Source organism: Streptomyces antimicrobicus (assembly GCF_020532625.1).
Classification (GTDB): domain Bacteria; phylum Actinomycetota; class Actinomycetes; order Streptomycetales; family Streptomycetaceae; genus Streptomyces; species Streptomyces antimicrobicus.
The window spans coordinates 39,648-66,633 of the sequence record NZ_JAJAUY010000014.1 but is presented as its reverse complement, the minus strand read 5'-3'; the positions used below and the strand labels follow the sequence as shown (position 1 = coordinate 66,633).

The window sequence follows — 26,986 nt, the reverse complement described above, 5'->3', positions numbered from 1 at the left end:
GCAGGCGGGCAGCAGGCGACGCTTCGAGAACTCCGAGGAAACCCACCCATGGCGACCGAACCGGAACATCCGGGACAGCCGGAAGCAGCGGACGACCAGCCCGGCACCGGGCTGCCCGCGAGTCTGGAGACGGCCTGGGGCCTGCGCACCCGCCGCGGCAAGGGCCCGCGGCCCGCGCTCACGCTGGACCGGATCGTCGAGGCGGCCGTCCACCTCGCGGCCACCGAGGGCATGGAGGCCGTGTCGATGGGGCGCGTCGCCAAGGAACTGGGCGCCTCCACCATGTCCCTCTACCGCTACGTCGCGGCCAAGGACGAGCTGTACATCCTCATGGCCGACGCCGGCGTGGGCACCCCGCCGCCGCTGGACCCCGCCGCCGCCCACCCCGGCTGGCGCCGGGCCCTCACCGACTGGGCGCGCCAGCAGCGCGCGGTCCTCCAGGCCAACCGGTGGATCCTGCGCATCCCCATCACCGGCCCGCCCGCGACCCCGAACCAGGTCGCCTGGATGGAACGCGGCCTGGCCGCCCTCGCCCCGACCGGCCTGACCGAGGGCGAGAAACTGTCCGTGCTGATGCTGATCGGCGGCTTCATCCGCAACGAGGCCACGCTCATGGCCGACATGATGGACGCCGTCATCAAGGGCGGCATGACCCCCGACCAGATGCTCGCGCGGTACGTCACCGTCCTCACCGCGCTCACCGACCCCGAGCGCCACCCCGCCCTCACGCGCCTGCTGGCCTCCGGCGAACTCGGCCACGCCGACGGCCCCGACACCGAGTTCCAGTTCGGCCTGGACCGCATCCTCGACGGCCTGGAGGTCCTGGTCGCCCGCCGGGCGTAAGCGCAAAGCCCTGGGCGCGGGTGCCGTCCGTACGGCCCTCCGTACGACGGCACCCGCAACCGCAGGGCCTCATCCGGGCCCGCGCGTCACGCGGGCTGTTCGGGCGCCTTCGCCGCGATCACCGAGAACACCGCGCCCTGCGGATCGGCCAGCACCGCCATCCGCCCGGCCACCATGTCGAACGGCGGCGCCAGCACGTCGGCACCGGCGCGCGTCGCCGCCGCCACGACGCTGTCCACGTCGTCCACGTGGAAGTACGCCATCCAGTGCGGCGGGGTCCCGGGCGGGGCCTTCTCCAGCGTCATCATGCCGCCCACCGCCCGGCCGCCGACCTGCCACTCCACGTAGCCCTCGGCGCCCTCCATCTCGGAGGCCTGGGGCGTCATCGGCAGCGCGGCCGCGTAGAACCTGCCGGCGGCGTCCGGGTCGGTGGTGCTCAGCTCGTTCCAGATCAGCGCGCCGTGCTCGTTGACGATCCCGGCGCCGGGGAAGGACTTCGCCTCCCACAGCCCGAACACCGCGCCCTGCGGGTCGGCCGCGACCGCCATGCGGCCGAGATCCATGACGTCCGTGGCGGGCATGACGACGTTCCCGCCGGCGTCCCCGATCTTCTTCACGGTCTCGTCGACGCTGTCCGTGGCCAGGTACGTCGTCCAGACCGCCGGGGGCATGGGGTCGGGCGTGGACCCGTCGGGGTTCATGGCGGCCATGATCCCGGCGACGGGCCTGCCCTTGAGCGAGCAGACGGCGTAGCCGCCGGTCTCGGGCGGGCCGACCTCGCCCTGCCAACCGAAGAGGTCGCAGTAGAAGTCGATGGCGGACTGCTGGTCCGGGGTCATCAGGTCGATCCAGCAGGGGGTACCGGCCTGGTAGGGGCCGTTCTTCTCGGGCACGGATTCTCCGTCGGGTGGGTGGGGAAGGACGGGCCCTCCCCTACCCACCGCGCACCCGTGCCGAATCGACCCGTCCGGGTGAGTGCGCCTAGCGGCTGCCGCCGCCGACCCACCCCGTCAGCGCCGCCCAGGCAGCCGGGGCCAGGTCCAGGACGGGGCCCTCGGTCACCTTGCTGTCCCGGACATGCACCGTGCCGGGGCAGGCGGCGACCTCTACGCAGGCGCCGCCTTGTTCGGTGCTGTAGCTCGACTTCCGCCAGTCGAAGGCGACTTCGACGCAGTCGCCGCCCTCGCTGCCGCTGTAGCTGGACTTGAACCACGTCAGTGCGGTGTTCATTGTTCTCCTAGCAGCCGGTCCAACACGGCTCTCGTCTCTTGCGGATTGAGGGCCAGAGTTCGCAGCATCGCATACTTGCGCTCCAGGATGCTGACCTCGTTCGGGTCAGAGATGAGCTGGCTGCCGCGTTGCGTCTCCATGTAAGCGAGCCGCTGGTGTTCCGGGGTTTCCAGCAGCACGAAGGGTCCGTCGAGAGCTGGGTGCTCCATGTGACCTAGGGGGTAGATCTGGAGGCAGACGCCCGGAAGCTCGGAGCAGGCGATGAGGTGCTCCAATTGGGCCCGGTGCACCTCCGGACCGCCCAGCTCCATGCTGAGGACCGGCTCCCAGATGATGAAGCTGAGGGCTACGGGCGGTTCCTTGTGGAATATCTCCCGTCGCGCGGCGCGAATGGCAGTCTGCTTGGTGATCGTCTCCTCGGGCAGATGCGGTACGCGGTTACGGAACACCGCCTCCGCGTAAGCGTCGGTCTGGAGCAGGCCTGGCATGACTTGGTTCTGGTACGACGAGGTGGTGATCGCCTCCCGCTCACAGGCCAAGTACTCCTCGGCCCAGGCGGGGATCATGTCCACCCGCGGCATCTCCGCGACGGCGGCGGAGAACACCCCGCCGCTGTCCAGGACGGTGTCCATGAGCGCCGCCACGTCGGGCATGAGCGGTCGTCTGCCCTGCTCGATCGAGGCGATGGACTGCTCGTCCAGGTTCACCAGCTCGGCCAGTTGTCGTTGGGTCAGGTTCTTGCGGACCCGGAGAACGGCCACCATCGCCCCCACCATCTTCAGGGCGGTGCCGTTCTTGGGTACTCGTTTCCTCGGCGGCATAAGACGGGACTCCCCACGTGCGGCCGACAGCTATCAGCGACACCCCGTACCAAGGCTTTGGTACGGGCTGTCGCGCTGCCCAACGCTAGTCACGCACCGCGACGATTGTCAGGTGAACCTGAAGACTCAACCCGCATTGATGAGGGAGCGCCTCTTCCCCCGCTCGCGCCAATCGGTGCACGCCGCACGGCACTTCAGTGCGGAGACACTTGACGTGTGGGGTGTCACGTGGCGCCGGGACGACATGTTGCTCTGCGTGAGCGAACTGGCCACCAACGCCCTGCGCCACGGCGTCCCGCCCGGCCGCGGCTACCGGGTCCGGCTGCTCGCGTACGAGGGGGGCGTACGGATCGAGGTCCACGACAGCGGGCCCGGTCTGTCCCGGACCCGCATCACCGCCGAGGGCATGGGGCTGCGCGTCGTGGCGGCGACCGCCGACCGCTGGGGCGTGCTGCCCCGGTGGCCGGGCAAGGTCGTGCACTGCGAGTTCGGTTCCCCCGGCGGGGCCGGACCGCTCCGGGGCGCCACCTGAAGCGCGACGGCCCTCCGTCCCCGCGGCTGCGGGGACGGAGGGCCGTCGCGGCGGACCGGGCGCGCGGCCCGGGACCGTCAGAGCTTCTCGGGCGTGCGGATACCCAGCAGGGACATGCCCTTGGACAGGGTCCGGGCCGTCAGGTCGATCAGGAACAGGCGGTTCTCCTGGAGCTCCGCCGACTCGGCCTGCAGGACCGGGCACTGGTCGTAGAACGCCGTCAGGTGCGACGCCAACTGGTAGAGGTACGCGGCCAGCTTGTGCGGCGCGTACTCCGCGGCGGCGTCCGCCACCACCTCGCCGAAGCTGTCCAGGTGCAGGCCCAGCGCCCGCTCGGCCGGCGCCAGCGCCAGCTCCGGGTGCGCCTTCGCCGCCACCCCGGGCAGCCGACGCTGGATCGAACGGATCCGGGCGTAGGCGTACTGGAGGTACACCGACGTGTCACCGTTCAGCGAGACCATCTGGTCCAGGTCGAACTTGTAGTCCCGGGACGCCGACGTCGACAGGTCGGCGTACTTCACCGCGCCGATGCCGACGAACCGGCCGTTCTCCACGATCTCCTGCTCGGTCAGGCCCACCTTGTCGGCCTTCTCGCGGACCACGGCCGTGGCCCGGTCGACGGCCTCGTCCAGCAGGTCCACCAGCCGGACCGTCTCGCCCTCACGCGTCTTGAACGGCTTGCCGTCCGCGCCCAGCACCGTGCCGAACGCCAACTGGTGGGCGTGGACGTCCTCGTTGAGCCAGCCCGCCCGGCGGGCCGTCTCGAAGACCATCTTGAAGTGCAGCGACTGCCGGGCGTCCACCACGTACACCAGGCTGTTCGCCTTGAGGTTGCCCACCCGGTCGCGGATCGCCGACAGGTCGGTGGCCGCGTAGCCGAAACCGCCGTCGGACTTCTGGACGATCAGCGGGGTCGGCTTGCCGTCCGGGCCCTTGTACTCGTCGAAGAACACGCACAGCGCGCCCTCCGAGCGGACAGCGACGCCCGACTCCTCCAGCAGCCGGCAGGTCTCCACCAGCATGTCGTTGTACCCGGACTCGCCGACGATGTCGGCGTCCTGGATGTCCATGTCCAGCTTGTCGAAGACCGAGTAGAAGTAGATCTTCGACTCGTCCACGAACCGCTGCCACATCGCCAGCGTCTGCTCGTCGCCCGCCTGGAGCTCGACCACCCGGGCCCGGGCCCGCGTCTTGAACTCCTCGTCGGCGTCGAACAGCGCACGCGAGGCCTTGTACAGGCGGTTGAGGTTGCTCATCGCCTGCTCGCCCGACTCCGCCACCGACTCCTCGGCCGCCTCGTGGTCCAGCTCGTGGGGGTGCTCGATCAGGTACTGGATGAGCATGCCGAACTGGGTGCCCCAGTCGCCGATGTGGTGGCGCCGCACCACCGTCTCACCGGTGAACTCCAGGATCTCCACCATGGCCGCGCCGATCACGGCCGACCGCAGATGGCCGACGTGCATCTCCTTGGCCACGTTGGGCTGGGCGTAGTCGATCACCGTGGTGCCGGCCGCCGGGTTCACCGGCACGCCCAGCCGCTCGTCCGCGGCGCGCGCCGCCAGCGTCTCGACGATCGCCCGGTCCGCGACGGTGATGTTGAGGAAGCCGGGCCCGGAGACCTCGATCTCCTCGATGACCCCGCCCTTGTCCAGGCCCTCGACCACGGTGGTGGCCAGCTCGCGCGGATTGGCCTTCGCCTTCTTCGCGAGCGCCAGGATGCCGTTGGCCTGGAAGTCGGCCCGGTCACTTCGTCGCAGCAGCGGGTCCGCGGCACCGGCCTCCGGCAGGGCGGAGAGAAGGGCTGCGGCGACGCGCTGGTCGACGGACGAAGCGAGGGAAGGGACCGAGGCCATGGGCTGCCGTTCCTGTGAGTCGTACTTCTTGGTGATTCTGACGAAAGTCGAGTATCCCACGGGGGCGCGCCACTCCTCACGAGATATCCACAGGCTCCGGACGGCGGGAAAGCACGAGCGGGAGCAACCTCGGAGCGGCACCATCCGTCTGGGAGAATGTTTGAAGCAGCATTCGAGATAGAAGGACGTGTCGTGGCTCAGAGCGCCCAGAGCAGCACCGAGACCGACTGGGTCTCCCGTTTCGCGGACGAGGTCATCGCCGAGGCGGAGCGGCGTGCACCGGGCAAACCTGTCGTCGTCGCGTCCGGACTGTCCCCCTCCGGCCCCATCCACCTGGGCAACCTGCGCGAGGTCATGACCCCGCACCTGGTCGCCGACGAGATCCGCCGCCGCGGCATCGAGGTCCGCCACGTCCTGTCCTGGGACGACTACGACCGCTACCGCAAGGTCCCCAAGGGCATCCCCGGCGTCACCGAGGAGTCCCACGCCCAGCACATCGGCCGCCCGCTGACCTCCGTCCCGGCGCCCGAGGGCTCCCCGTACCCGAACTGGGCCGAGCACTTCAAGGCCGCCATGGTCGAGGCCCTGGCCGAGCTCGGCGTCGAGTACGACCCGATCAGCCAGACCGAGCAGTACACCTCCGGCGCCTACCGCGAGCAGGTGCTGTTCGCGATGAAGCACCGCCGCGACATCGACGCGGTCCTCGCCCAGTACCGCACCAAGCCCAAGGCCGCCAAGAAGTCCCAGAAGCCCGTCGACGAGGCCGAGCTGGAGGCCGCCGAGGGCTCCGGCGCCGCGTCCGAGGACGACGGCAGCGCCGAAGGCACCGAGTACTACCCGTACAAGCCCTACTGCGGCGCCTGCAACAAGGACTTCACCAAGGTCACCGCGTACGACGACGAGACCACCGAGCTCACGTACGTCTGCACCGAGGACGACTTCACCGAGACCGTGAAGCTGTCCGAGTTCAACCGCGGCAAGCTGGTCTGGAAGGTCGACTGGCCCATGCGCTGGGCCTACGAAGGCGTGATCTTCGAGCCCTCCGGCGTGGACCACTCCTCGCCCGGCTCCTCGTTCCAGGTCGGCGGCCAGATCGTGCCGCTGTTCAACGGCGCCCAGCCCATCGGCCCGATGTACGCCTTCGTCGGCATCAGCGGCATGGCCAAGATGTCCTCCTCCAAGGGCGGCGTCCCCACCCCGGCCGACGCCCTGAAGATCATGGAGCCGCAGCTGCTGCGCTGGCTGTACGCGCGCCGCAAGCCCAACCAGTCCTTCAAGATCGCCTTCGACCAGGAGATCCAGCGGCTCTACGACGAGTGGGACAAGCTGGAGGCCAAGGTCGCCGACGGCACCGTCCTGCCCGCCGACGCCGCCGCCCACGCCCGCGCCGTCCGCGTCGCCTCCCACGAGCTGCCCCGGACCCCGCGCCCGATGCCGTACCGGACCCTCGCGTCCGTCGTCGACATCACCGCCGGCCACGACGAGCAGACCCTGCGGATCCTCTCCGACCTGGACCCGGCCAACCCGCTGACCTCGCTCGACGAGGTCCGCCCCCGCCTGGACCGCGCCGAGAACTGGATCACCACCCACGTCCCGGCCGACCAGCGCACCCTCGTCCGCGAGGAGCCCGACACCGAGCTGCTCGCCTCCCTCGACGCCGACGGCCGCCGCTCCCTGGAGCTGCTGCTGGAGGGCCTGGACTCCCACTGGTCGCTCGACGGGCTCACCACCCTCGTCTACGGCGTCCCGAAGGTCATGGCCGGCCTGGACCCGGAGGCCAAGCCGACGCCCGAGCTGAAGGTCGCCCAGCGCGAGTTCTTCGCCCTGCTCTACCGGCTCCTCGTCACCCGCGAGACCGGCCCGCGCCTGCCCACGCTGCTGCTCGCGGTCGGAGCGGACCGGGTGCGCAAGCTCGTCGGGGCCTGACCGGCACCGCCTGACGGCACCGCCTGACCCAGCACGCGCGAGGGCCCGCGGCCCCGGGAACACCGTTCCCGGGGCCGCGGGCCCTCCCGCATGTGGTCCGCATGTGGTCCGCATGCGGACCGGCTACGCGATGTGCTCGTTCTCCAGGTCCGTCTGGTAGCGCTGCTTCAGCTGCGGCATCAGACGGCGCAGCAGCGAGGCGCTGCGCGGGTGCGTCATGCCGTACGCGTCCGCCAGCAGTATGTCGATCTGCTCCGCGCTCGGGTACTGGCCGTGCTGGTCCAGGTGCGACCGGAACACCTCGTACGCCGCCTCGGCGAACTTGATCTCGTCCGGCGTCCCGTCCCCGTCCCCGTCCCCGTCGACCCCGTCGTCGCCGTATCCGGCCTGCCGGCCGTCACCCGGCAGCGGCAGCTGCTGGGCCTCGGGGCCGGACGCGGCCTGCTCGTCCGGGCCGGCCGGCGGCAGCACCGGCGTGGGCTCCAGCCCCTCCACGTACTGCGGGTCGTACGCGTCCTCCCTCGCCTTCTGGGTCGCCTGCGGGTCCGCGTGCGCCGCGAACCACGCCGACGGATGCGGACCCGGCATCGCCGTCGGATCCACCGCGAACGCCGGCGCACCCGCCCGCACCGGCGGCTGACCCGGGACCGGGGCCGGGCCCGCGAACGGCTGGACCCCCTCCATCTGCTGCGGCGCCACCGCCTGCCCGGCCTGCGGCTGCGGCCCGGGGCCGGGCTGCGGCCCGCCCTGCGCGGCGTACCCGGCCTGAGCGGCGGCGTAGGCGTCCTGGGCGGCGTACCCGCCCTGCTGCGGCTGCCGGCCCGCCTCCAGCGCCGGCGCCGCGCCGGCGGCCGGCGGCAGCAGCACCGGCTCGATACCGGCCGCCGCCAGCCCCTCCGGCGCCGTCTGCGCCAGCGGCACACCGATCCGCGCCAGCCGCAGCGGCATCAGCGCCTCCACCGGCGCCTTGCGGCGCCAGTTGCGGCCGAACCGGGCCTGGAGCCGCGCCTGGTAGATCAACCGGTCCTGCTCCATGGTCACCGCCTGCTCGTAGCTGCGCAGCTCCCACAGCTTCATCCGGCGCCACAGCTTGAACGTCGGCACGGGGGAGAGGAACCAGCGCGTCAGCCGGACCCCCTCCATGTGCCGGTCGGCGGTGATGTCCGCGATCCGGCCCACCGCGTGCCGCGCCGCCTCCACGGTCACCACGAACAGCACCGGGATCACGGCGTGCATGCCCACACCGAGCGGATCCGGCCACGCCGCGGCGCCGTTGAACGCGATCGTCGCCGCCGTCAGCAGCCACGCCGTCTGGCGCAGCAGCGGGAACGGGATCCGGATCCACGTCAGCAGCAGATCGAGCGCGAGCAGCACGCAGATGCCCGCGTCGATGCCGATCGGGAAGACCAGGGAGAAGTCGCCGAACCCTTTCTTCAGGGCCAGCGCGCGCACCGCCGCGTACGAACCGGCGAAACCGATCCCGGCGATGATCACGGCTCCGGCGACGACGACACCGATGAGTATCCGGTGCGTCCGAGTCAGCTGCATCGCGGCCACCCGCGACCCCTCCCCTTGTCGTGCTACGGCAGGGACAGAGTAAAGCCCTCCGTTCAGGCCAGGGTTGTCGGCGCCGCGGCGCTCCCGTGGCCCGTGCCCGCGGCTCCCGTCGCTACTGCTGCTGCGGGTTCTGGCCCTGGCCCGGCTGCTGGCTGGACTGCTGGCTCGGCTGACCGCCCTGCGGCTGGCCCTGCTGCTGGCCGCCCTGCTGCTGGCCGCCCTGCTCCTGGCCGCCCTGCTGGTTGGCCGCGCCCACCGAGCCGACGACCTCACGGGCCGCGGCGATCGCGCCCTCCAGCAGCTTGCCCGCGTCCGGGGCCTGCCGGCCCTCGTAGGAGGCGCCGTTGTAGTCGAGCGTGACCACGACGTTCTGGGTGCGCACCACCACGGTCGTGTTGAAGAAGTCCACGTCCTTCTTCACCCCGTACGTCACCGCGGTCGCCTGGTCGCCGACCCCGCCCGCGGGCTCCGCCTTCAGGTTCTGCGCGCCCTGGGTGCCCTTGGCCGACTCGACCTGCTTGGTGTACTGCTCCTCGGCGCGCTTGTTGCCGCTGCCGAGCGAGTCGTGGGAGTCGTAGCGCACCAGCGAGACCGCGAGCCAGCGGTAGTCCGAGCCCTTCAGGCCGTCCTCGTCCAGGCCGTTCCAGGAGCAGCTCGCGCGGCTGGCCAGGTCGTTCGACTTGGTCGCCGTACCGTTCTTGTCCTTCGCCTCGGGCACGAGGGTCTCGATGGTCTTGGCCTGGACCGACTTGCACGGGTCGGGCAGCGTGCTGAACGCGGCCTTCTCCGGCTTCGCGGACGACTTGCCGCCCGGCGCCTTCGAGGAGGACGAGGACGAATCCGACTTCTTGCCGCCGTCCGAGCCCGAGCCCTTGCCGGAGTCGGAGGAGCAGCCGGCGACGGTGAGGATCACCGGGACGGCGGCACAGGCGAGGACGCGGGTGAGGCGCGAGGCTGAGAGGTGCATGATTCCTTCATCCAAGGGTCGGCGGGTCCCCGCAACGGTAGCCCGATCGGGCGACACCGTGCTGTGCGGGCCGTCACGCCGGGCGGCGCGGGGGCGGTCGTCGGGCGGGATACGGGTCGGGCGTCAGTCGCTGAACCGGTCCGCGAGCTCCCTGGCCAACTGCCGCGCCCGCTCCTGCGTTTCCTCGCTGGAGGGGACGCTGCCGGGGACGGTCGGCTGGACGCTGTACTCGACGGTGACGATGACGTTCGCGGTACGGAAGACGATCCGGACGGTACGGGCCTGGGCGGTGGCCCCGGCCGCACTCAGCTTGTCGTCGATGAACGCCTCGCTGCCGAGCCCGTCGAGGAGCCGGGAACCGAGCTCGGGGGAGACGGAGCTGGTGGGGCTCACGCCCGGGGTGCCGTTGGCAGGTGCCCCGGACGCGCCGGCCGCCCCGGACGCGCCGGCCGCCCCGGGCGCGGCGGACGCGGCGGGGGAGGGCGCCGAGGCGGGGGGCGCGGGAGCGGTGGAGGGGGCGGGTGCGGCCGGGGAGGCGGGGGAGGAGGCCGGAGGGGACGCCGGGGGAGAGGCCGGGGCGGAGGAGGGCGTAGGCGGAGGGGGCAGCGGAATGTGGGCGTCGGCGAGCTGCCGTGCGTACACCGCCCTGGCCTTGTCGTCGTCGCTCGCGACCGCGCGGTCGTAGGACACCACCCGCTCGAAGCCGACGTAGAGCAGCCGGGTGGTGTCCGGCACCTGCGCGTTCCAGCGGCAGCCGACCCTGCGGTCGCCGTCGTAGGAGGTGTCGGCCGAACCGGCGTAGAGCTGGTCGCGCTGCTCGGGGGTGAGGCTGTCGGCGACCGGCAGCATGACCTTCAGCCGCTTGGCGTCGACGGCCTTGCAGGGGGAGGGCAGGCTCCGGTACTTCCCTGGTGGCGCGGGTGCCGGGCTGGTCGAGCTGCCACCCGCCTTCGCGTCACTGCCCCCGCCGGTCCCGGATCCGGCGGTGCACCCGGTGGTGAGCGCGGCCAGCGCGGCGGCCGAGGCCAGCCATGCGAAGCCCTGGTGACGCTGCACGTCCGTCGGCCCCCTTCGATGAGGAAATTCCGTTGCCGCGGCATGACGGCGGATGGATCAATGTCTATCGCACACGCTGGTGCTGACGCCGGTCCCTTGTCGCATTTGGGGCCAAGAGCGAGGCTTTTTGTGTATTGAGACTTTTCTTCGGTTGACGGGGTAGTTGAGGCGTTATGTCGTACGTAGAGGTACCGGGGGCGCAGGTCCCGATCCGGATGTGGACCGATCCGGCGACGGTCGAGGAGCACGCCATGCGGCAGCTCCAGAACACCGCCGGCCTGCCCTGGATCAAGGGCCTGGCGGTCATGCCGGACGTCCACTACGGCAAGGGCGCCACGGTCGGCTCGGTGATCGCGATGAAGGACGCCGTCTGCCCGGCGGCGGTCGGCGTCGACATCGGCTGCGGCATGTCCGCCGTCAAGACCTCCCTGACCGCGAACGACCTTCCCGGCGACCTCTCCCGCCTCCGCTCCAAGATCGAGCAGGCCATCCCGGTGGGCACCGCGATGCACCGCGAGCCGGTGGACCCGGGGCGGCTGTACGGGTTCGGGGCGTCGGGGTTCGGGGACCTGTGGGAGCGGTTCGACTACGTGGCGGACGAGGTGAAGTTCCGGCGGGAGCGGGCGCTGAAGCAGCTCGGAACGCTCGGCGGGGGCAACCACTTCGTAGAAGTTTGTATAGATATGTCTGATTCGGTGTGGCTCATGCTGCACTCGGGATCGAGGGGCATCGGCAACGAACTGGCCGCGCACCACATCGAGGTCGCCCGCGGCCTGTCGCACAACCAGAACCTGGTCGACCGCGACCTCGCGGTGTTCATCGCGCAGACCCCGCAGATGGACGCGTACCGCAACGACCTCTTCTGGGCGCAGGAGTACGCCAAGTACAACCGCAGGGTGATGATGAGCCTGCTGAAGGAGGTCGTGCGGAGGGAGTTCCGCAAGGCGAAGGTCTCCTTCGAGCAGGAGATCAGCTGCCACCACAACTACGTGGCCGAGGAGCGCTACGACGGCATGGACCTGCTGGTCACGCGCAAGGGCGCGATCCGGGCGGGCGGCGGCGAGTACGGCATCATCCCGGGCTCGATGGGCACGGGTTCGTACATCGTGAAGGGCCTCGGCAACGAGAAGTCCTTCAACTCGGCCTCCCACGGCGCGGGCCGGAAGATGAGCCGGACGGCGGCGAAGAAGCGGTTCTCGGCGCGTGACCTGGCGGACCAGACGCGGGGCGTGGAGTGCCGCAAGGACTCCGGCGTCGTGGACGAGATCCCGGGCGCGTACAAGTCGATCGAGCATGTCATCGAGCAGCAGACGGACCTCGTGGAGGTCGTCGCGAAGCTCAAGCAGGTCGTCTGCGTGAAGGGCTGAGGCCCGAGCGCAGTCGTCGGGGGAATGGAGGAGCCCGGGCCGCCGCACGGCGCCCCGGGCTCCTCCGTGTCCGCGGGTGCTCGGGCGGTCGGGCGGTCAGCCCTCGCCCTCGCCCTCGCCGTCGCCGTCGCCGTCGAGGAGGTGGTTGAGCCAGAGGCCGACTCCTTGGACGCGGCGTAGACCCGCCTTGTCCGAGCCTGCGTCGCGGCACGCGTCGAGGAGCCAACTGAGCGAGAGCGCGTGCGACCCGTCGGCGGGTGGTGTCGCGGTGAGCCTTCCTTGGGGAATCTCCACTCGGTATCCGGGAAGCTCTTTGGAGAGACGATCGGCGGCCTCGACGATCGTGGTCTCGTGCTGCATCACGGCCATGGCTTCCTCCCTTTCAGGGCTCACGCTTTCGGAGCGGTAGCCGCGGGCGCCGACATTTCGCACGCATTGACTCGTATGGGCCTACCTGGTGGGGTGGGGCGGCAAGTCGGTTGGTTCACAAGGGGGTTGACGGTCCGACGTGGTCTAGACCAAGGTGGGCGGCATGAGGAGATCTCGTGTGGTGCTCAGTGTTCTCGCCGCGCTCCCGCTCGGGCTCGGGGTGGCCGGGTCGGCGCAGGCCGGGGTCGGGTTGCCGCCCGTCGTGGCGCATGTGCCGACGCAGGACAAGGTCGTCTTCATCACCGTCGACGACGGGTGGCACCACGACCCGGTCGCCGCGCAGCTGCTGATCGAGCGGCGGGTGCCGGTGTCGCTGTTCCTGCTGCCGGGGGCGATGTCGTACGACCGCCAGTACTTCACCGGGCTCGTCGAGGAGGGGCGGGCGACGGTGGAGAACCACACCGTCAACCATCCCGATCTGACCACCTTGGACGCGGTCGGCAAGGACGCCGAGGTGTGCGGGGCCGGGGAGCAGGTGCAGGCCGCGTTCGGGCGCAAGCCGCGGCTGCTGCGGCCGCCGTACGGGGCGGTGAACGACGACGTCCGGGCGGCGGCCAAGGCCTGCGGCGTCAAGGCGCTCGTGACCTGGACGCACGACTTCACCACGTGGGGGGACGTGCCGCCGCCCACGCCCGCGCTGAAGGCCGGGGACATCGTGCTGCTGCACTTCACGCCCACGCTCGCCGGTGACCTGCAGCGCGCCCTGGACGCGGCGAAGGCGGCCGGGCTGAAGCCGGCCGCCCTGATGCCGCAGCTCAAGGCCGCCGGGATCGTCTCCTAGGCCGCCGGCCCCCGGGGGACTACAGCTCGCGGTGGACCTTCGTGTTCGAGGCCTGGGCGCGGGGGCGGACCACCAGGAGGTCGATGTTGACGTGGCTGGGGCGGGTCACGGCCCAGGTGATCGTGTCGGCCACGTCGTCGGCGCTCAGCGGCTCGGCCACGCCCTCGTAGACCTTGGCGGCCCGCTCCTGGTCGCCGCGGAAGCGGGTGGTGGCGAACTCCTCGGTCTTGACCATGCCCGGGGCGATCTCGATGACGCGCACCGGCTGGCCGACGATCTCCAGGCGGAGGGTCTCGGCGAGGACGCGGGCGCCGTTCTTGGCGGCGACGTAGCCGGCGCCGCCCTCGTACGTGCCGTGGCCGGCGGTGGAGGAGAGCACGACCACGGTGCCGTCGCCGGAGGCGGTCAGGGCCGGGAGCAGGGCCTGGGTGAGGTTCAGCGTGCCGATGACGTTGACCTCGTACATCGTGCGCCAGTCGGCGGGGTCGCCGGTGGCGACCGGGTCGGCGCCGAGGGCTCCGCCGGCGTTGTTGACCAGGACGTCGCAGCGGTCGAGCGAGGCGGCGAAGGCGTCGACGGCGGGGCGGTCGGTGACGTCGAGGGCGTACGGGGCCGCCGAGAGGCCGGCGGCCGTCAGTTCGGCGGCGAGGGCCTCGATGCGGTCCTTGCGGCGGGCGGTGAGGACGACGTGGTACCCGGCGGTGGCCAGCTGTCGGGCGGTGGCGGCGCCGATGCCGCTGCTGGCACCGGTGACGACGGCGGTGCGGGGGGCCTTCGGCGGCATGGGGTCTCCTCCATCGGGTGGTCCGTCGGGTGGTCCGTCGGGTGGTCCGGCCGGTCCGGCCGGGCCGGTGTCGCGCGCGGGTGGCGGTGACCCCGCCAGGATAGGTCGGGGCGGGGCGTCGTCACCGGCCGCGGGGTACGTACATGATCACGGCCATGCCGGCGAGGCAGACGAGGGCGCCGACGACGTCCCAGCGGTCGGGGCGGTAGCCGTCGGCGACCATGCCCCAGGCGATCGAGCCGGCGACGAAGACGCCTCCGTAGGCGGCGAGGACGCGGGCGAAGTCGCCCTGCGGCTGGAGCGTGGCCACGAAGCCGTAGAGGCCGAGGGCGACGACGCCCGCGCCGATCCACGCCCAGCCCTTGTGGTCCCTCACGCCCTGCCAGACGAGCCAGGCGCCGCCGATCTCCAGGACGGCGGCGAGGGCGAACAGGGCGGCGGAGCGGGCGATCAGCATGCGGCCATCGTTCCAGCGTCGGCGGGTCCGCGGGGCCGGGGGGCGGGTCGGTGGGTCCGCGGGTCGGCGGGTCCGCGGGTCGGCGGGTGCGGATGGCGGGGCGGCACGCCCTCGTTCGTGTGATGGTCCGACCGGCCGGGTGGGGGCGGGTTAGCTTCCGCCTGTGAAGCCTGTGGAGGTGGTCGCGGTGCGAGCAGCAGCCCTACGCGGTGTGGTCGCGGCGGTGGTTCTTGTGCTGGCCGGTGCCGGTACCGGTGTGGCCGGTGCGGCTGGTGGTCCGGTCGGGGAGGCGGACCTGGCCTACCACGGCCGGGTGGCGCTCTCGGACGGGCGGCTCGGGGTGTGGCTGGTCCCCCAGAACGACGGCCCGGCCGCGCTGGAGGCCGCGACGCTGCGGATCCGGCTGTCGTCGGACCTGGCCCCGCGGCAGGCGCTGGCCGAGGGGTGCGCGCGGGCCGGGGTGCGCGAGGTGGTGTGCGAGACCGGCCCCGTGCCCGCGCACGGGCAGGGGCGGCACATCGGCCTGGCGCTGGGGCTGGCCGGGCGGCCGGCCGAGGTGCTGGTGCGCGTCGACACGTGGTGGAACGGCGGGACGTCCGAGCGGGGCGCCGCCGACGGCGAGCAGGTGGTGCTGGCCCTGGACACCGGGGACGCCTACGCCTTCTGAGGCGGAGCCCCCGTCGCCGGGGTGGCGAACTCGGCCAGGGCCTCGGTGACGATGCGTTCGAGGCGGGCGTGGTGGGCGCCGCGCCAGTAGACGCGTTCGCAGTCGGAGCACTGGGCGAAGACGTCGTAGGTGCGGTGGGTGCCGTGCTCCAGGCGGTCGCCGACGCTGTCCTTGTCGGCTTCGTGCAGCGGGCCGTTGCAGGCCGTGCAGCGGGTCCACGGGGTGAGGACGGGGGCGAACCGGCCGAGGACGTCGCGCAGTTGCTCGTCCGGGTTGTCGCTGTAGACGTACGCGCCGGCCCAGATCTCGCGGCGGCGCAGCAGACCGCGGTCGCGGGAGAGCAGGACACGGCGTTCGGCGGCGGAACGGGTGGCCAGGGCCTGGTCGCCGGGGTCCTCGTTGTCGTACGCGGCGTCCACGCCGAGCAGGCGCAGGCGGCGGGCGAGGGTGCCGAGGTGGACGTCGAGCAGGAAGCGCAGCGGCGCGCCGGGCACCTGCTGGGGCCGGCTCACGCCGAGCACCTCCACCTCCTGGCCGTCCCGGGGAACGTAGCTGACGGGCACCTCCCGCCCGTCCACGAGCAGCCGCCCGACCTCGGTGAGCGGCACACCGGCGGACTCGACGACGTGACCGAGGCTGGACGAGCCGTCGGTGGGGGTCGGTACGCGGTCGGCGCGCCGGCTCGGCGGGGCGAACAGGCGCAGTTCGGGGGCGAGGGTGAGATGGATGTCGGGACCGTTCACGGCCCCAGCATGCCACCCCGTCCCGTCGGGGCGGGCGTGCTTTTCCGGGCCGGGCGGCCCGCCCCGGACCCGACGCCCCGGGCCCGGGTCAGGCAGCGGCCCGCCCCGGACCCGGGTCAGGCGGCGGGTGGGGTGGCTTCGGCGCGGGCGTCGTAGTCGGCGCGGTGGTCGGCGACCTCGTCGAAGTGGGTCTCGGCCCACAGCTTGACCGAGGACAGCAGGCAGGCGAGGTCGGCGCCGAGGGGGGTGAGGCGGTAGTCGACGCGGAGGGGGACGGTCGGGGTGACGGCGCGGCTGACCAGGCCGTCGCGCTCCAGGGAGCGCAGGGTCTGGGTGAGCATCTTCTGGCTGACCCCGGGGATCCGGCGGCCGAGTTCGCTGTAGCGCAGGGTCGCGTCGTCGGCCTCGTGCAGGGCGCTGACGATCAGGCCGACCCACTTGTCGCTGATGCGGGCCAGGAGTTGGCTGGTCGGGCATTCCTTGAGGAAGGCGTCGTAGGCGGCGCGGGCCTCGGCGCGGCGGGCGGCGGCGGTGCGGGTGGGCATGGTGGCGGGCCTCCTACCTCCGGGTGGGGTACGCACTTCGAAGTGCGTACTTACGAAGAGAAAGTACCTCTCCTTAGGTTAGTGCGTGTCCGAACGGGCCGAAGAGGCCCGGGAGATGAGACACGCAGAGACACACCAGAGGGGAAAGCGGCATGAGCGAGCAGCAGCAGCAGGGGCGGCCGACGGTGATGGACGCCGTCGTGGTCGAGGCCTTCGGGGGGCCCGAGCAGGCCTCGGTCGTCCAGGTGCCGGTGCCGCGGCCGGCGGCCGGGCAGGTGCGGATACGGGTGCGGGCGGCCGGGCTGAACCCGGTGGACGGCGCGGTCCGCGCCGGCGTCTTCGGCGGCTCGGCGCCGCTCGGCCTCGGCTGGGACGTGGCCGGCGAGATCGACGAGGTCGGGGAGGGCGTGACCGGCTGGACGGCCGGGGCGCGGGTCGTCGCGCTGCACTACGGGCCGTTCAAGGAGCTCGGGACGCACGCCGAGTACGTCGTCCTCGACGCGGACGCCGTGGCCCCGGCGCCGGAGTCGGTGACGGCGGTGGAGGCGGCGGCCCTGCCGCTGAGCGGTCTGACCGCGGCGCGGGCACTGGACCAGCTGGGCCTGGTCGCCGGGCAGTCGGTGCTGGTCACCGGTGCGGCGGGGATGGTCGGCGGGTTCGCCGTGCAACTGGCGGCGGCGGCCGGGCTGGTGGTGACGGCGGTGGCCGGTCCGCAGGACGAGGAACTGGTACGGGGCCTGGGCGCGGCCGAGTTCGTCGCCCGCGGCTCGGCGCCGGCGGAGCCGGTGGACGGCGTCCTGGACGCCGCCGTGGTGGGGGAGGAGGCGCTGGCCTTCGCCCGCGACGGCGGGGCCTACGTCGGGCTGCACCCGGGGAGCGCGCCGGCCTCCGTGCGCGGCGTCCGGGTGAGCGAGCAGGAGGTCGCCGCCGACGGCACCCTCCTGTCCCGCCTGTCGGCCCTGGTGGACCAGGGCGCGCTGACCCTGCGGGTGGCCGCCACCTACCCTTTGGCGGACTCCTCGTCGGCCCACCTCCACCTGACGAAGCCGGGCACCCGCGGCCGGGTGGTCCTCACGGTGGCCTAACCACCGGCCGACGCCCGGCCCCGGTCAGGCCTGGCCCGGCCCCGGTCCGGCCTGGCCCGGCCCCTGCCCGGCCCGGGCCGGGCCGTGGCTCCGCCGGCCGGCGGAGCCACGGGGCTACGGCTGGGGGTCGAGCGGGAACCGCCAGTCGTTGCTCGCGTGGAAGATGCCCGGGGGGTATTCGAACTGGGTCTCGCCCAGGAAGGTGAAGCCCGCCTTGCGGCAGACGGCGTTCGAGGCGGGGTGGTCCGTGCCGGGGAAGGCGTGCAGGGCCGGGCGGGTGCCGTGGGCGCGGACGTACGCGATCAGTTCGGTCAGCGCCGCCACCGCCAGGCCGCGGCGCTGGAACTCCGGGAAGACGGCCCAGCCGGTCTCGTAGACCTCCTCGTCGCGCCAGTCGCGCTCCCAGAAGCCGACCGAGCCGACGTCCTCGCCCGTGTCCGTCAGCGACACGCGGAACATCCGCCCCGCCGCCGGCGGCCGCCCGCTCAGGGCGACGTACCGGCGCTGGCGGTCGGCCAGCCGGTCGGGATGCTCGGGGCCGCCGAGGTGCTCGGTCATCTCCGGCGTGTTGGCCCGCTCCAGCAGGGGGAGATCCGCCTCCGACCACGGGGTCAGCCGGACCGCTCCGAGACTCAGCATGTATTCCTCCGTGTCCGCGCCCCGTCCGTGCGCCCAGTTCGTCTCCCGGCCCGTGACCACGAAGCCGCACGCGCGCAGCACCCGCAGTGAGCCGGCGTTGTCCGTCGCCACCCAGGCCCGCAGCGGGCGCTGCGGGACGGCGGCGAGCAGCTGCCGCAGCGCGGCCGTGGCGATGCCGCGTCCCCAGTGGGCGCGGGCGACGGCGTAACCGACGGTCCGCTCCTCGGGCGGGCCGAACACCGAGATGTGGCCCACCACCTCGTCGCCGCGGACGATCGTGCGCACGTCGATCGAGGGGTCGCCGGTGATGCGCTGCCAGAAGGCCTCGAACGCGGCGCGGTCGTGCGGTTCCTTCGGCGTGAACGCCGCCATGCGGATCGCTTCCGGATCGGTGTGCATCCGCCAGAACGTGGTCAGGTCCTCCTGCTCGAACCGGCGCAGCCGGACCTCGTCCTGTGCCCGCGCCGCGTCCTGCGCCGCGTCCCGCGCCTCGTCCCGTGCCGCGCCCTGCGTTGCTCCGTCTGCCGACCCCACCTGACTCCCCGTCCTGCTCACCGGGCCGCCGCCGTCGCCCTCGGCGGGCGCGGCGCGGCCGACGTGATCGCGTCGACCACCTCGTCGAACGTGCCGGCCACCCAGGTCGGTTCCGCCCCGGCGAGCAGCGCCGCCGAGTGGATGCCGTACGTCACGGCGACCGACCGCATGCCCGCCGCCCGGGCCATCAGCAGGTCGTGCGTGGTGTCGCCGACCATCACGGCGGCCCCGGCCGGGACCCCGAGGCGGGCGAGGACGAGCTCGCCCGACTCCGGGTGCGGCTTGGGGTGCGTGACCTGGTCCGCGCCGATCACCTCGGCGAACAGCTCCCGCAGCCCGGCGGCCGTCAGCAGCGCGTCCGCGCTCGCGTAGAACTTGCTGGTCGCGACGGCGAGGGTGAACCCGGCCGCGCGCAGCGCGTCGAGTCCTTCGACGACGCCGGGGAAGAGCAGGTCGCGGGAACGCGGCAGGACCAGCTCGCGGAACAGCCGCAGGTACTGCTCGACGCCTTCCGCCACCCGGGGGTCCGCCGCCGGGAGGTCCAGCAGGGTGGCCCAGGCCCGTTCCAGGGGCATCCCGATCGTCGCCCGGATCGCCTCCGGGCCGGGCGTGGGGCCCGGCACCCCGGGCCCCCGCTCGGGGCCGGTTCCCGTCCGCATCGCGGCGAAGGCCGCCTCGAACGTCTCGACGATCGCCCTCGGCGTGTCCACCAGCGTGCCGTCCAGGTCGAAGACCGCCAGCCGCAGCCCCGGTCCCGCACCTCCCGGCCCAGGGCCCCCGCCGCTCGGGCCGCTCACGCCGCTCACGTCGCTCATCCCGCCGTCCCCCCGCTCCGCATCGTCGTGCTGTGCGCGGCCGCCAGGCGCCCGGCGGTCTCGGCGCACGTGGCCAGGACCGCCATGTTGGCCCGGGCCGAGCGCCCGTCGGTGGCCGCGTCGACCGCGCGCATCAGGTACTTGGTCAGGCCCTGGCCGAAGACGCCGTCCCGGGCCGCCGCCGTGACCGCTTCGCGGATCGCGGCGTCCACCTCGGCGGAGTCTATGGCGTCCGCCTCCCGCACCGGGGTGGTGACGAGGAAGGAGGTCGGGCTGCCGAGCGCCCAGTGCGTCTCGACGGCGCGGGCGAGCACGGCCTCGTCGTCGACGCGGTGCGGGGCCCGGTGGCCGCTGGTACGGCAGTAGAAGGCCGGGAAGTCGTCCGAGCGGTACGCGACGACGGGCACGCAGTGGGTCTCCAGGTACTCCAGGGTCAGCCCCAGGTCCAGGATCATCTTCGCGCCGGCGCAGACGACCGCGACCCGGGACCGGGTGAACTGGATGAGGTCGGAGGAGACGTCGAACGTCTCCTGCGCCCCCCGGTGCACCCCGCCGATGCCCGCCGACGAGAACCACCGGATCCCGGCCAGCTCCGCCGCGACCAGCGACGAGGCCACCGTGGTGGCGCCGGGCCCGCCCGAGGCGAGGACCAGGGGCAGGTCGCGGCTGGAGACCTTGGGGATGCCGGGCAGGGAGGCGAAGCGCTCGATGTCGGCGTCGGTCATGCCGACCCGGATCGCCCCGCCGTCCACGCAGACGGTGGCGGGCACCGCCCCGCCCGCCCGGACGGCGGCCTCGACCTTGCGGGCCGTGGCCGCGTTGTCCGGGTAGGGCAGGCCGTGCGTGATGACGTTGGACTCCAGCGCCACCACGGCCCGGCCCTCGTGGAGGGCCTCACGGACCTCCTCCGAGTACACCAGCGGCACGGGCGGCACGGCCGCGCTCACGCCTCTTTCCAGTAGCCGGGGGCCTTGATGAGCAGCTCCCGGCGGGCGGCGAAGGCGGTGACGACCTGGTCGTACCACAGCTCGGGGGCGACGGTCTCCAGGGCGATGGACACCTTGTCGCCGGTGACGCCGAAGGTCTCGGTGACGGCGGCGGTGACGGCCTCGTCGAAGGCCTTCAGGCGCTCGGGGGTGAGGTTGTCCTTCGGGTAGTGCTGGACGTGGACGTGCGGCATCTTCCTTCGTTCCTTTCCTCGGTGTGCCCTGCCGGCGGTGTGCGCGCGGCAGGTCGGTCGGTGGGCCCGGCCGGTCGGCCGGACCGGTGCCGGTGCTGCTAGGGATGCCGGTGCTGCCGGTGCCGGCCGCCGACGGCGGCCACCAGCTCCGCGATCCCCGCCTCCCGCAGCACCTCGTAGTGGTCGGCCGCCAGGTCCAGGACGCGGGGCGGCGCGGCGGACCAGCCGGAGCGGCCTTCGATGAACGAGTAGTCGTCACCGGTGGCGCGGACCAGGGTCACGGGCGCGCGCAGCCGCCGCTCGGCCAGTTCGCGGAAGCTGTACTCGAACTCGTACGTCTCCCCGACGATCCGCGTGATCCGGCGGATCGTGTCCCGGTCGAGCTCGGGGAAGGAGCACGCGACGAAGTCCACGAAGCCGTCCTCGTCCCGGGCCGCCGACAGGCACTCCTCCAGGCCGGGCCCGGTCAGGGAGCCGGCGAAGACGGACCAGAGGATCGTCACGTAGCCGGGGTTGGCGTACGAGGACACGCGCGGGTAGGGGCGGCCGTCGGCGTCGCGCAGCTTCGGGTTGCCGGGGCAGATCAGCAGCAGCTCGGCGACCTCGGCCCCGGCCCGTTCCAGCTGCCAGGCGCTCTCGAAGGCGACGCGGGCGCCGAAGGAGTACCCCCACAGCCTGTACGGGCCCTCCGGCTGGATGCGGCGCAGTGCGGCGACGTCCGCGGCGGCCGTCTCGGCGATGGTCGGGTACGGGACCTCCCCGGGGTTGATGCCGCGGGCCTGGACCCCGTAGAACGGGCCGCCCGTCGCGGACTCGCGGGCCAGCAGGCGCAGGTTCATGGGGTAGCCGCCCAGGCCCGGCCAGCAGAACACCGGGGTGCCGGGGCCGTCGTCGTGCAGCCGGACCAGGCGCGAGGCGGGCAGCGCGGCGCCGCCGTCGGCGATGCGGGCGGCGAGGTCGGCCAGCCGGGGGTGGTCGAAGAGGGTCTGCATGGGCAGCGAGAGGCCGAACTCGCGGTTGATCCAGCGGGTCAGGGTCATCGCGATGAGGGAGTTGCCGCCGCAGGCGAAGAAGCTGTCCTCCATCGACACGTCCGTGAGGTCGGCGTACTTCAGCGCCTTGGCCCAGGCCCGCGCCAGCCACTCCTCCAGCGGGGTGGCGGGCGCGACGCGGGGGGCGCCGGCGGTGCGCGCGGCGGGACCGGTGAGCTCCTGGCGGGCCGCCAGCGCCGCGTAGTCGATCTTGCCGTTGGCGGTCAGCGGGAGCGCGTCCAGCACCACGACGCGGTTGGGGATCATGTAGTCGGGCAGCAGCCGGGCCAGGTCGTCGCGGATCATCTCGGTCGGGCCGCGCATGTGGACGGAGTCCTCGCGCATGCCGGTCGAGCTGACCTGCTCCTCGCTGACCTTGCCGCCGAGGAAGAAGTACGACGGCCCGGACGGGATGCCGGCGGCGGCGAGCAGGTCGTCGATGCGGCGCGCGGTGGGCAGCGGGTGGCCGGACTTGGAGGAGTAGCCCGACGACATCAGGCCCAGGCGCAGCGAGTTGCGCTGGAGGTGGTGCAGGGTGCGGCCCAGGTCCACGTACTCCAGCCAGGGCTGCGGGGTGCGCGCGACGGCGGTGACGCCGAACGAGGCGGCCTCGTACACGCCCTGGTTGATGGCGATGACGTGGCGCTTCTCGACCGTCTCGGGGGACAGCGGGGTGAGGCCGCCGGTGGCCGGGTCGTGGCGGTACAGGCCGCCGGGGAGGTCGCGGACGCGGCCGGGGTGGGACTGCAGGAACAGGTCCACCGGGGCGGGGCCCGGCGGCGCGTCGGCGGCGGGGACGATCTCGAACGTGCCGAGGTAGTGGTCCTCGGCCGCCACGTCGAGGTGGTCGCGGACCGACTCGTCGTGGCCGTACGGGCGCACGGTCAGGCCGTACGGGAGCAGGACCTCCTCGAAGACGCCCAGCATGTGGCCCGTCTCGAACTCCAGGACCTCCCGGATGTTGTTGCGGTAGACGGGGGCGATGGCGCGGTGCTTGCCGACGAAGTGCAGGCGGAGCGCGGGGGCGCCGCCGTCCGGTCCCGCGGGCGCGCCGCCGTCCGGTCCCGCGGGGGCGCCCGGGCCGGGCGGGGCGTCGGCGATGCGGACGAGGGTGTGGTCGACGGGGTGGAAGTAGTGGATGCCGCCGCCCGGGATGCCGCCGCCCGGGGTGCCGGTGTCCGGGGTGCCGGCGTGCGGGGTGCCGGTGTCCTGGGGCAGGCCGGCGGCACCGCCGTGGGACTCGACGTAGAGCTGGGTGGCGTACAGGGCGCCGGGGGAGGCGTAGGAGTACTTCGGCAGGAGGCGTTCGGAGCTGTGGAAGGGGCCGAACCAGCGCAGCACCTCCCCGAGCTGATCCAAAGTCAGTTGGCTGAGCGGGCGGCTGAGCGCCGGGGCCGGGCGGGGTGCGAGCAGGGCTTCGAGGTCGGCGCGGGTGACCTTGCCGCCCTCGTAGAAGCGGTACGTCTTGCGGGCGAAGGTCTCGCGCCGCTGGTGCGGGGAAGGCGTACGGCCGGGCAGGGCGAGGACGGGGCGGCCGGCCAGTTCGTGCGGCTCGCGCAGGCCCGGGTTGGACAGCTGCGCCTTGACCTGGAGCTTGCTGGCCTTGGACTGGTGGTGGGCGCCGTGGTTGCCCTGGTCCATCAGGGCGGCTTCCTTGGGGTCGAGCTCGACCAGGGCGCACAGCTGCTGGAAGCCGGTGCGCGGGTCGTCGGTGACGACGGCCGCGGCGCGGCGGACCCAGGCGTGCTCCTCGATGGCGGAGGTGATCTCCTCCAGTTCCACGCGGTAGCCGCGCAGCTTGACCTGGGTGTCGACGCGGCCGCAGAACCGGATGGTGCCGTCGGTGTTCCACGCGGCCAGGTCGCCGGTGCGGTAGAGGCGTTCGCCGGGCAGGAAGGGTGCGGTGACGAAGCGTTCGGCGGTCTGCTCGGGGAGGTCGACGTAGCCGCGGGCGAGCTGGACGCCGCCGATGTAGAGCTCGCCCTTCTCGCCCATGCCGACCGGGCGGAGGTCCTCGTCGAGGACGAAGCAGCGGGTGTGGTCGACCGGTTCGCCGATGGAGACGATGGCGGAGGGCCCCTCGTCGGCCAGGGAGTCCAGGTCGACGTGGTGGGCGGTGGCGTTGATGGTGCACTCGGTGGGGCCGTAGAGGTTGACCAGCGTGGCGCCGGGCAACTGCGCGGCGAAGGCGCGGGCCAGTTTGACGGTGAGGGCCTCACCGCCGGAGAAGACCCGCGTCAGGGCGGTGCAGGACGGCAGGCGCTCGGTGTCCAGGAGGGCCTGGAGCAGGGTGGGCACGCACTGCAGGGTGGTGACCGCGTGCGCGGCCATGGTGTCGATCAGCGCCTCGGGATCCCGGTAGCTCCCGGGGGCGGCCATCACGACGCGCCCGCCGGCGGCGGGGGCGAGCAGCTCCCACTGGGCGGCGTCGAAGCTCATGGGGGTCTTCTGCAGCACGGTCGTGGCGGGGCCGAGGTGCCCGCGCCGGGCCAGCCAGCGCAGCTGCGCGACGATGCTGTGGTGCTCGATCATCACGCCCTTGGGGCGGCCGGTCGAGCCGGAGGTGTAGATGACGTAGGCGAGGTCCCCGGGCCCGAGGTCGGTCCCGAGGCCGGCGCCGAGGTTGCCTCCGGGAGCCGAGCGCCCGAGGTCGGCGCCGGGAGCCGGGGACCCGGGAGTGGTCGGGCGCGCGTCGCCGAGTGCGGGGGCGGGGCCGGCCGAGGGTGCGTCGGTGGGCCCGCCGGGCGCGGCCTCGCCCACCACGACGACGCCGGTGCTCGCCGGGAGGAGCTCGCGCAGGCGGTCCACCAGGTGCGGCTGGGTGACGACCAGGTCGAGGGCGGCGTTCTCGGCCATGTAGCGCAGCCGGTCGGCGGGGTAGTCCGGGGACAGCGGGAGGTAGGGCGCGCCCGAGGCGAGGATGCCCCAGACGGCGGTCATCAGGTCGATGCCGGGGTCGGCGTAGAGACCGACCGGGGTGCCGGGTCCGGCGCCCAGGCCGCGCAGGCGGGCGCCGAGCCGCTGGGCCGCGTCCGCCAGGTCGGCGTACGTCAGCCGGCCGCCTTCGGTGTCCTCCACGGCCACGGCCTCGGGCCGGGCGGCCACCTGCTCCGCCAGGAGCGCGGTCAGGTGCGCGGGCGCGTGCGCCGGGGCGGCCGGTCCGCCCGGCGCGGGCCGGGAGGCCGGCGAGGCCGGCGAGGCCGGCGAGGCCGACGAGGCGGAAGTGGTGGTTGGGGCAGGAGTGGCGGCCGTGGTGGCGGGGAGGGAGGGAGGAAACGTTTCGGGTTCGTCAGTGTTCATGGCCTCGGCCAGGGGTCACGGGCCTCGACGTGGCGTCGTCGAGGGAGTCTGGAGACGTCACGGACGGGTGCCGCGCGGCGTCGGCGGCCCGACGGCGCGCTGGGCGGGGCTGTGCCACGAACACCGCGGCGAGGACGGCGACGGCGCCCACCATCTGGAGCGGGCCGAGCGTCTGGTCCAGGACCAGGTAGCCGAGCGCGGTGGCCGCGAGCGGCGAGATGAAACCGAGGAACGACACCGCCAGCGCCGGCAGCCGCTCCACCCCGCGGAACCACACGGCGTAGGCGAACAGCGCCCCGACCCCGCCCAGGTACGCGAACCCGGCGAGGTTCGCCCCGGTGACAGCGGCCGGCAGGCCCTCGGCGAGCAGGGTGACGGGGGTGAGCACCAGCCCGCCGACGGCCAGTTGCCAGCCGGTGAAGGTCAGCAGGCCGACGCCCTCGGGCCGCCCCCACCGCTTGGTCAGCACGATCCCGCAGGCCATGCTGCCCGCGGCGAGCAGACCGCCGGCCACGCCCACGGCGTCGAGCCCGGCGTCCGGCTGGAGCACCAGCAGCCCGACCCCGGCCGCGCCGAGCAGGCACGCCACCACGTGCACCGCCTTGATCCGGTCCCCCAGCAGCAGGACCGACAGCAGCAGCACGAACATCGGCTGGACCGAGCCCACCAGGGCGGCCACGCCGCCGGGCAGGTGGTACGCGGCGAGGAAGAGGAAGTAGAAGAACGCGCCGATGTTCAGCACGCCCAGCACCAGGGCCCGGCCCCACCACACCCCGCGCGGCAGGGTCCGGCCCAGCGCCACGAGGATCAGCCCGGCGGGCAGCGCCCGTGCGGTGGCCGCGAGCAGGGGCCGGTCCGGCGGCAGCAACTCGGTGGTCACCAGGTATGTCGATCCCCATACGGCGGGGGCCAGCGCGGTGACGAGCGAGTCCGTCGCGAGCCGGGGGCCGGCGGCCGCGGCACCGGGCGCGCCGCTTCCCGCGGGGGTTCCGGCCGTGCTCATCGCCCGGCGGCCAGGGCCGAGTCGGTGGTGCCGAAGTAGCGGTCCCCGAAGTCGCCGATCCCGGGGATCATGAACGCCCCGGCGTTGAGCCGCTCCTCGATCGAGGACGTGACGATGGTGACCTCGGGATGGGCGGCGTGCACCGCCTCGATGCCCTCGGGCGCGGACAGGAAGTTGACCAGCACGATCCGGTCCTCGCGCACCCCGGCGGCGCCCAGCACCTCGATGGCCGTACGGGCGCTGCCGCCGGTGGCGAGCATCGGCTCCAGCAGCAGGACGTGGCGGTCGGCGACGTCGTCGGGCAGGTTCCAGTAGTGCAGCTGGGGCAGCTTGGTGGTCTTGTCCCGCTGGATGAGGATCTTGCCGACGCGGATGCCGGGGATCATCTGCCGCAGCTCGTCGGCCATGGCGTCGCCGGCCCGGATCACGGGCACGGCGCACAGCTTGCCGGTGAACCGCAGCCCCGGGTACGTCTCGCCGACCGGCGTGGTCACGTCCTGCTTGTCGAACGGCAGCAGGTCCAGCGCCGCTTCCAGCAGCAGCCGGATCACGCGGCGGGAGTGGTGGACGAAGTCGGTGCGGGCGGCGTCGCGGTCGCGGATGATCGTGTGCAGTGCGCGCAGCTGGTTGGTCTGCGGCAGCTGGTGGACCTTCTCGGTGGTCGGCATGACACCTGCTCTGCAATCGGATCCGGCGGGCGGGGAGACCGAAGGCACGCCGCCGTGGCGGCGCCCGCACCCTTGCCCGAAAACAAAACAGATCCTCGGTTATCGGCGGCCGCACGGGAACACCGCACCCTGTTGCCACTGCCAAGTGCCGCGCCGCCCACCGCTCCGCCGGC

At 73.0% G+C, this 26,986-nt stretch carries 26 protein-coding genes; 7 read left to right on the top strand and 19 right to left on the bottom strand.

Features of this window, described 5'->3' with window-relative positions:
- Positions 1-48 precede the first annotated feature (48 nt).
- Positions 49-843 (top strand): TetR/AcrR family transcriptional regulator, encoded by a 795-nt coding sequence (locus tag LG632_RS06215; RefSeq protein WP_226725795.1) that lies wholly within the window; start codon positions 49-51, stop codon positions 841-843.
- Positions 844-929: 86 nt separating this feature from the next.
- Here the strand turns inward: LG632_RS06215 and LG632_RS06210 are convergent, their stop codons facing one another.
- The 3 genes from LG632_RS06210 to LG632_RS06200 all read right to left on the bottom strand — a co-directional run bounded on the left by LG632_RS06210 (position 930) and on the right by LG632_RS06200 (position 2,837).
- Positions 930-1,736, bottom strand: coding sequence for a VOC family protein (locus LG632_RS06210; RefSeq protein WP_374203411.1), 807 nt, complete (start codon positions 1,734-1,736; stop codon positions 930-932).
- An 88-nt stretch (positions 1,737-1,824) separates the two neighbouring features.
- Positions 1,825-2,073 (bottom strand): DUF397 domain-containing protein, encoded by a 249-nt coding sequence (locus LG632_RS06205; protein ID WP_226725794.1) that lies wholly within the window; start codon positions 2,071-2,073, stop codon positions 1,825-1,827.
- Positions 2,070-2,837, bottom strand: coding sequence for a helix-turn-helix domain-containing protein (locus tag LG632_RS06200; RefSeq protein WP_226725793.1), 768 nt, complete (start codon positions 2,835-2,837; stop codon positions 2,070-2,072). Before LG632_RS06200 ends, LG632_RS06205 begins: the two co-directional genes overlap by 4 nt.
- Between LG632_RS06200 and LG632_RS30490 the strand changes: the two genes are divergently transcribed.
- Positions 2,725-3,426, top strand: coding sequence for an ATP-binding protein (locus LG632_RS30490; protein ID WP_308108023.1), 702 nt, complete (start codon positions 2,725-2,727; stop codon positions 3,424-3,426). The genes LG632_RS06200 and LG632_RS30490 overlap by 113 nt on opposite strands.
- Before the next feature lie 77 nt (positions 3,427-3,503).
- Here the strand turns inward: LG632_RS30490 and argS are convergent, their stop codons facing one another.
- Positions 3,504-5,279, bottom strand: coding sequence for an arginine--tRNA ligase (argS, locus tag LG632_RS06190; protein WP_226725791.1), 1,776 nt, complete (start codon positions 5,277-5,279; stop codon positions 3,504-3,506).
- Between the two features lie 156 nt (positions 5,280-5,435).
- On the opposite strand from argS, the gene lysS reads away from it, so the two are divergent.
- Positions 5,436-7,205 (top strand): lysine--tRNA ligase, encoded by a 1,770-nt coding sequence (lysS, locus tag LG632_RS06185; protein ID WP_264201470.1) that lies wholly within the window; start codon positions 5,436-5,438, stop codon positions 7,203-7,205.
- 123 nt (positions 7,206-7,328) lie between these two features.
- On the opposite strand, the gene LG632_RS06180 is transcribed toward lysS, so the two are convergent.
- The 3 genes from LG632_RS06180 to LG632_RS06170 all read right to left on the bottom strand — a co-directional run bounded on the left by LG632_RS06180 (position 7,329) and on the right by LG632_RS06170 (position 10,785).
- On the bottom strand, positions 7,329-8,762 hold the full coding sequence (locus LG632_RS06180) for a DUF2637 domain-containing protein (protein WP_226725789.1): 1,434 nt from the start codon (positions 8,760-8,762) through the stop codon (positions 7,329-7,331).
- Positions 8,763-8,874: 112 nt separating this feature from the next.
- Entirely contained in the window at positions 8,875-9,729 is an 855-nt protein-coding gene (locus LG632_RS06175) for a DUF3558 family protein (protein WP_226725788.1), read from the bottom strand.
- A gap of 123 nt (positions 9,730-9,852) precedes the next feature.
- Positions 9,853-10,785 carry a DUF3558 domain-containing protein gene (locus tag LG632_RS06170; RefSeq protein WP_226725787.1) on the bottom strand — a complete coding sequence of 311 codons (933 nt, stop codon included), beginning with the start codon at positions 10,783-10,785 and terminating at the stop codon, positions 9,853-9,855.
- A gap of 173 nt (positions 10,786-10,958) precedes the next feature.
- On the opposite strand from LG632_RS06170, the gene LG632_RS06165 reads away from it, so the two are divergent.
- Complete coding sequence (locus LG632_RS06165; protein WP_226725786.1) at positions 10,959-12,152, top strand: RtcB family protein; 1,194 nt, start codon at positions 10,959-10,961, stop codon at positions 12,150-12,152.
- Positions 12,153-12,248: 96 nt separating this feature from the next.
- On the opposite strand, the gene LG632_RS06160 is transcribed toward LG632_RS06165, so the two are convergent.
- Positions 12,249-12,521 (bottom strand): PDDEXK family nuclease, encoded by a 273-nt coding sequence (locus LG632_RS06160; RefSeq protein WP_226725785.1) that lies wholly within the window; start codon positions 12,519-12,521, stop codon positions 12,249-12,251.
- A 163-nt stretch (positions 12,522-12,684) separates the two neighbouring features.
- Here LG632_RS06160 and LG632_RS06155 point away from each other — a divergent pair, with 163 nt between their 5' ends.
- Positions 12,685-13,362: a polysaccharide deacetylase family protein gene (locus tag LG632_RS06155; RefSeq protein ID WP_226725784.1), complete on the top strand. Its 678-nt coding sequence runs from the start codon at positions 12,685-12,687 to the stop codon at positions 13,360-13,362.
- Between the two features lie 19 nt (positions 13,363-13,381).
- On the opposite strand, the gene LG632_RS06150 is transcribed toward LG632_RS06155, so the two are convergent.
- Complete coding sequence (locus LG632_RS06150; RefSeq protein ID WP_226725783.1) at positions 13,382-14,146, bottom strand: SDR family NAD(P)-dependent oxidoreductase; 765 nt, start codon at positions 14,144-14,146, stop codon at positions 13,382-13,384.
- Between the two features lie 121 nt (positions 14,147-14,267).
- The gene (locus LG632_RS06145) at positions 14,268-14,603 is read right to left on the bottom strand and encodes a YnfA family protein (protein WP_226725782.1); all 336 of its coding nucleotides are present in this window, start codon (positions 14,601-14,603) and stop codon (positions 14,268-14,270) included.
- 163 nt (positions 14,604-14,766) lie between these two features.
- On the opposite strand from LG632_RS06145, the gene LG632_RS06140 reads away from it, so the two are divergent.
- Positions 14,767-15,270 carry a hypothetical protein gene (locus LG632_RS06140; RefSeq protein ID WP_226725781.1) on the top strand — a complete coding sequence of 168 codons (504 nt, stop codon included), beginning with the start codon at positions 14,767-14,769 and terminating at the stop codon, positions 15,268-15,270.
- On the opposite strand, the gene LG632_RS06135 is transcribed toward LG632_RS06140, so the two are convergent.
- Both LG632_RS06135 and LG632_RS06130 read right to left on the bottom strand, forming a co-directional pair.
- Positions 15,258-16,013: a Mut7-C RNAse domain-containing protein gene (locus LG632_RS06135; protein ID WP_226725780.1), complete on the bottom strand. Its 756-nt coding sequence runs from the start codon at positions 16,011-16,013 to the stop codon at positions 15,258-15,260. The two genes, LG632_RS06140 and LG632_RS06135, sit on opposite strands and share 13 nt — an antisense overlap.
- A gap of 116 nt (positions 16,014-16,129) precedes the next feature.
- Positions 16,130-16,558, bottom strand: coding sequence for a winged helix-turn-helix transcriptional regulator (locus LG632_RS06130; protein WP_226725779.1), 429 nt, complete (start codon positions 16,556-16,558; stop codon positions 16,130-16,132).
- 188 nt (positions 16,559-16,746) lie between these two features.
- Here LG632_RS06130 and LG632_RS06125 point away from each other — a divergent pair, with 188 nt between their 5' ends.
- Positions 16,747-17,643, top strand: coding sequence for an NADP-dependent oxidoreductase (locus LG632_RS06125; protein WP_226725809.1), 897 nt, complete (start codon positions 16,747-16,749; stop codon positions 17,641-17,643).
- 114 nt (positions 17,644-17,757) lie between these two features.
- Here the strand turns inward: LG632_RS06125 and LG632_RS30485 are convergent, their stop codons facing one another.
- The 7 genes from LG632_RS30485 to upp form a co-directional block, all read right to left on the bottom strand.
- Entirely contained in the window at positions 17,758-18,816 is a 1,059-nt protein-coding gene (locus tag LG632_RS30485) for a GNAT family N-acetyltransferase (RefSeq protein WP_308108019.1), read from the bottom strand.
- A 17-nt stretch (positions 18,817-18,833) separates the two neighbouring features.
- Positions 18,834-19,631: an HAD family hydrolase gene (locus LG632_RS06110; protein WP_226725778.1), complete on the bottom strand. Its 798-nt coding sequence runs from the start codon at positions 19,629-19,631 to the stop codon at positions 18,834-18,836.
- Complete coding sequence (locus LG632_RS06105; protein ID WP_226725777.1) at positions 19,628-20,578, bottom strand: pseudouridine-5'-phosphate glycosidase; 951 nt, start codon at positions 20,576-20,578, stop codon at positions 19,628-19,630. The genes LG632_RS06110 and LG632_RS06105 overlap by 4 nt, the downstream gene beginning before the upstream one ends.
- Positions 20,575-20,811, bottom strand: coding sequence for a tautomerase family protein (locus LG632_RS06100; RefSeq protein WP_226725776.1), 237 nt, complete (start codon positions 20,809-20,811; stop codon positions 20,575-20,577). Before LG632_RS06100 ends, LG632_RS06105 begins: the two co-directional genes overlap by 4 nt.
- Positions 20,812-20,909: 98 nt before the next feature.
- Positions 20,910-25,142, bottom strand: a complete 4,233-nt coding sequence (locus tag LG632_RS06095; protein ID WP_264201468.1) for a non-ribosomal peptide synthetase family protein — start codon at positions 25,140-25,142, stop codon at positions 20,910-20,912.
- A complete protein-coding gene (locus tag LG632_RS06090) occupies positions 25,132-26,145 on the bottom strand; it encodes an EamA family transporter (protein ID WP_226725775.1) in 1,014 nt (337 codons plus the stop codon). The genes LG632_RS06095 and LG632_RS06090 overlap by 11 nt, the downstream gene beginning before the upstream one ends.
- Complete coding sequence (upp, locus tag LG632_RS06085) at positions 26,142-26,813, bottom strand: uracil phosphoribosyltransferase (protein ID WP_226725774.1); 672 nt, start codon at positions 26,811-26,813, stop codon at positions 26,142-26,144. The genes LG632_RS06090 and upp overlap by 4 nt, the downstream gene beginning before the upstream one ends.
- Positions 26,814-26,986: the final 173 nt, after the last annotated feature.

What these genes read in the sequence shown, in the direction of transcription:
- upp (WP_226725774.1), bottom strand. Translation starts at nt 26,813, where the DNA reads ATGCCGACCACCGAGAAGGTCCACCAGCTGCCGCAGACCAACCAGCTG.
- LG632_RS06165 (WP_226725786.1), top strand. Translation starts at nt 10,959, where the DNA reads ATGTCGTACGTAGAGGTACCGGGGGCGCAGGTCCCGATCCGGATGTGG.
- LG632_RS06200 (WP_226725793.1), bottom strand. Translation starts at nt 2,837, where the DNA reads ATGGTGGCCGTTCTCCGGGTCCGCAAGAACCTGACCCAACGACAACTG.
- LG632_RS06095 (WP_264201468.1), bottom strand. Translation starts at nt 25,142, where the DNA reads ATGAACACTGACGAACCCGAAACGTTTCCTCCCTCCCTCCCCGCCACC.
- LG632_RS06205 (WP_226725794.1), bottom strand. Translation starts at nt 2,073, where the DNA reads ATGAACACCGCACTGACGTGGTTCAAGTCCAGCTACAGCGGCAGCGAG.
- LG632_RS30490 (WP_308108023.1), top strand. Translation starts at nt 2,725, where the DNA reads ATGAGCGGTCGTCTGCCCTGCTCGATCGAGGCGATGGACTGCTCGTCC.
- LG632_RS06110 (WP_226725778.1), bottom strand. Translation starts at nt 19,631, where the DNA reads ATGAGCGACGTGAGCGGCGTGAGCGGCCCGAGCGGCGGGGGCCCTGGG.
- LG632_RS06175 (WP_226725788.1), bottom strand. Translation starts at nt 9,729, where the DNA reads ATGCACCTCTCAGCCTCGCGCCTCACCCGCGTCCTCGCCTGTGCCGCC.
- LG632_RS06215 (WP_226725795.1), top strand. Translation starts at nt 49, where the DNA reads ATGGCGACCGAACCGGAACATCCGGGACAGCCGGAAGCAGCGGACGAC.
- LG632_RS06160 (WP_226725785.1), bottom strand. Translation starts at nt 12,521, where the DNA reads ATGGCCGTGATGCAGCACGAGACCACGATCGTCGAGGCCGCCGATCGT.
- LG632_RS06125 (WP_226725809.1), top strand. Translation starts at nt 16,747, where the DNA reads ATGGACGCCGTCGTGGTCGAGGCCTTCGGGGGGCCCGAGCAGGCCTCG.
- LG632_RS06130 (WP_226725779.1), bottom strand. Translation starts at nt 16,558, where the DNA reads ATGCCCACCCGCACCGCCGCCGCCCGCCGCGCCGAGGCCCGCGCCGCC.
- LG632_RS06155 (WP_226725784.1), top strand. Translation starts at nt 12,685, where the DNA reads ATGAGGAGATCTCGTGTGGTGCTCAGTGTTCTCGCCGCGCTCCCGCTC.
- LG632_RS06090 (WP_226725775.1), bottom strand. Translation starts at nt 26,145, where the DNA reads ATGAGCACGGCCGGAACCCCCGCGGGAAGCGGCGCGCCCGGTGCCGCG.
- argS (WP_226725791.1), bottom strand. Translation starts at nt 5,279, where the DNA reads ATGGCCTCGGTCCCTTCCCTCGCTTCGTCCGTCGACCAGCGCGTCGCC.
- LG632_RS06150 (WP_226725783.1), bottom strand. Translation starts at nt 14,146, where the DNA reads ATGCCGCCGAAGGCCCCCCGCACCGCCGTCGTCACCGGTGCCAGCAGC.
- LG632_RS06100 (WP_226725776.1), bottom strand. Translation starts at nt 20,811, where the DNA reads ATGCCGCACGTCCACGTCCAGCACTACCCGAAGGACAACCTCACCCCC.
- LG632_RS06145 (WP_226725782.1), bottom strand. Translation starts at nt 14,603, where the DNA reads ATGCTGATCGCCCGCTCCGCCGCCCTGTTCGCCCTCGCCGCCGTCCTG.
- lysS (WP_264201470.1), top strand. Translation starts at nt 5,436, where the DNA reads ATGTTTGAAGCAGCATTCGAGATAGAAGGACGTGTCGTGGCTCAGAGC.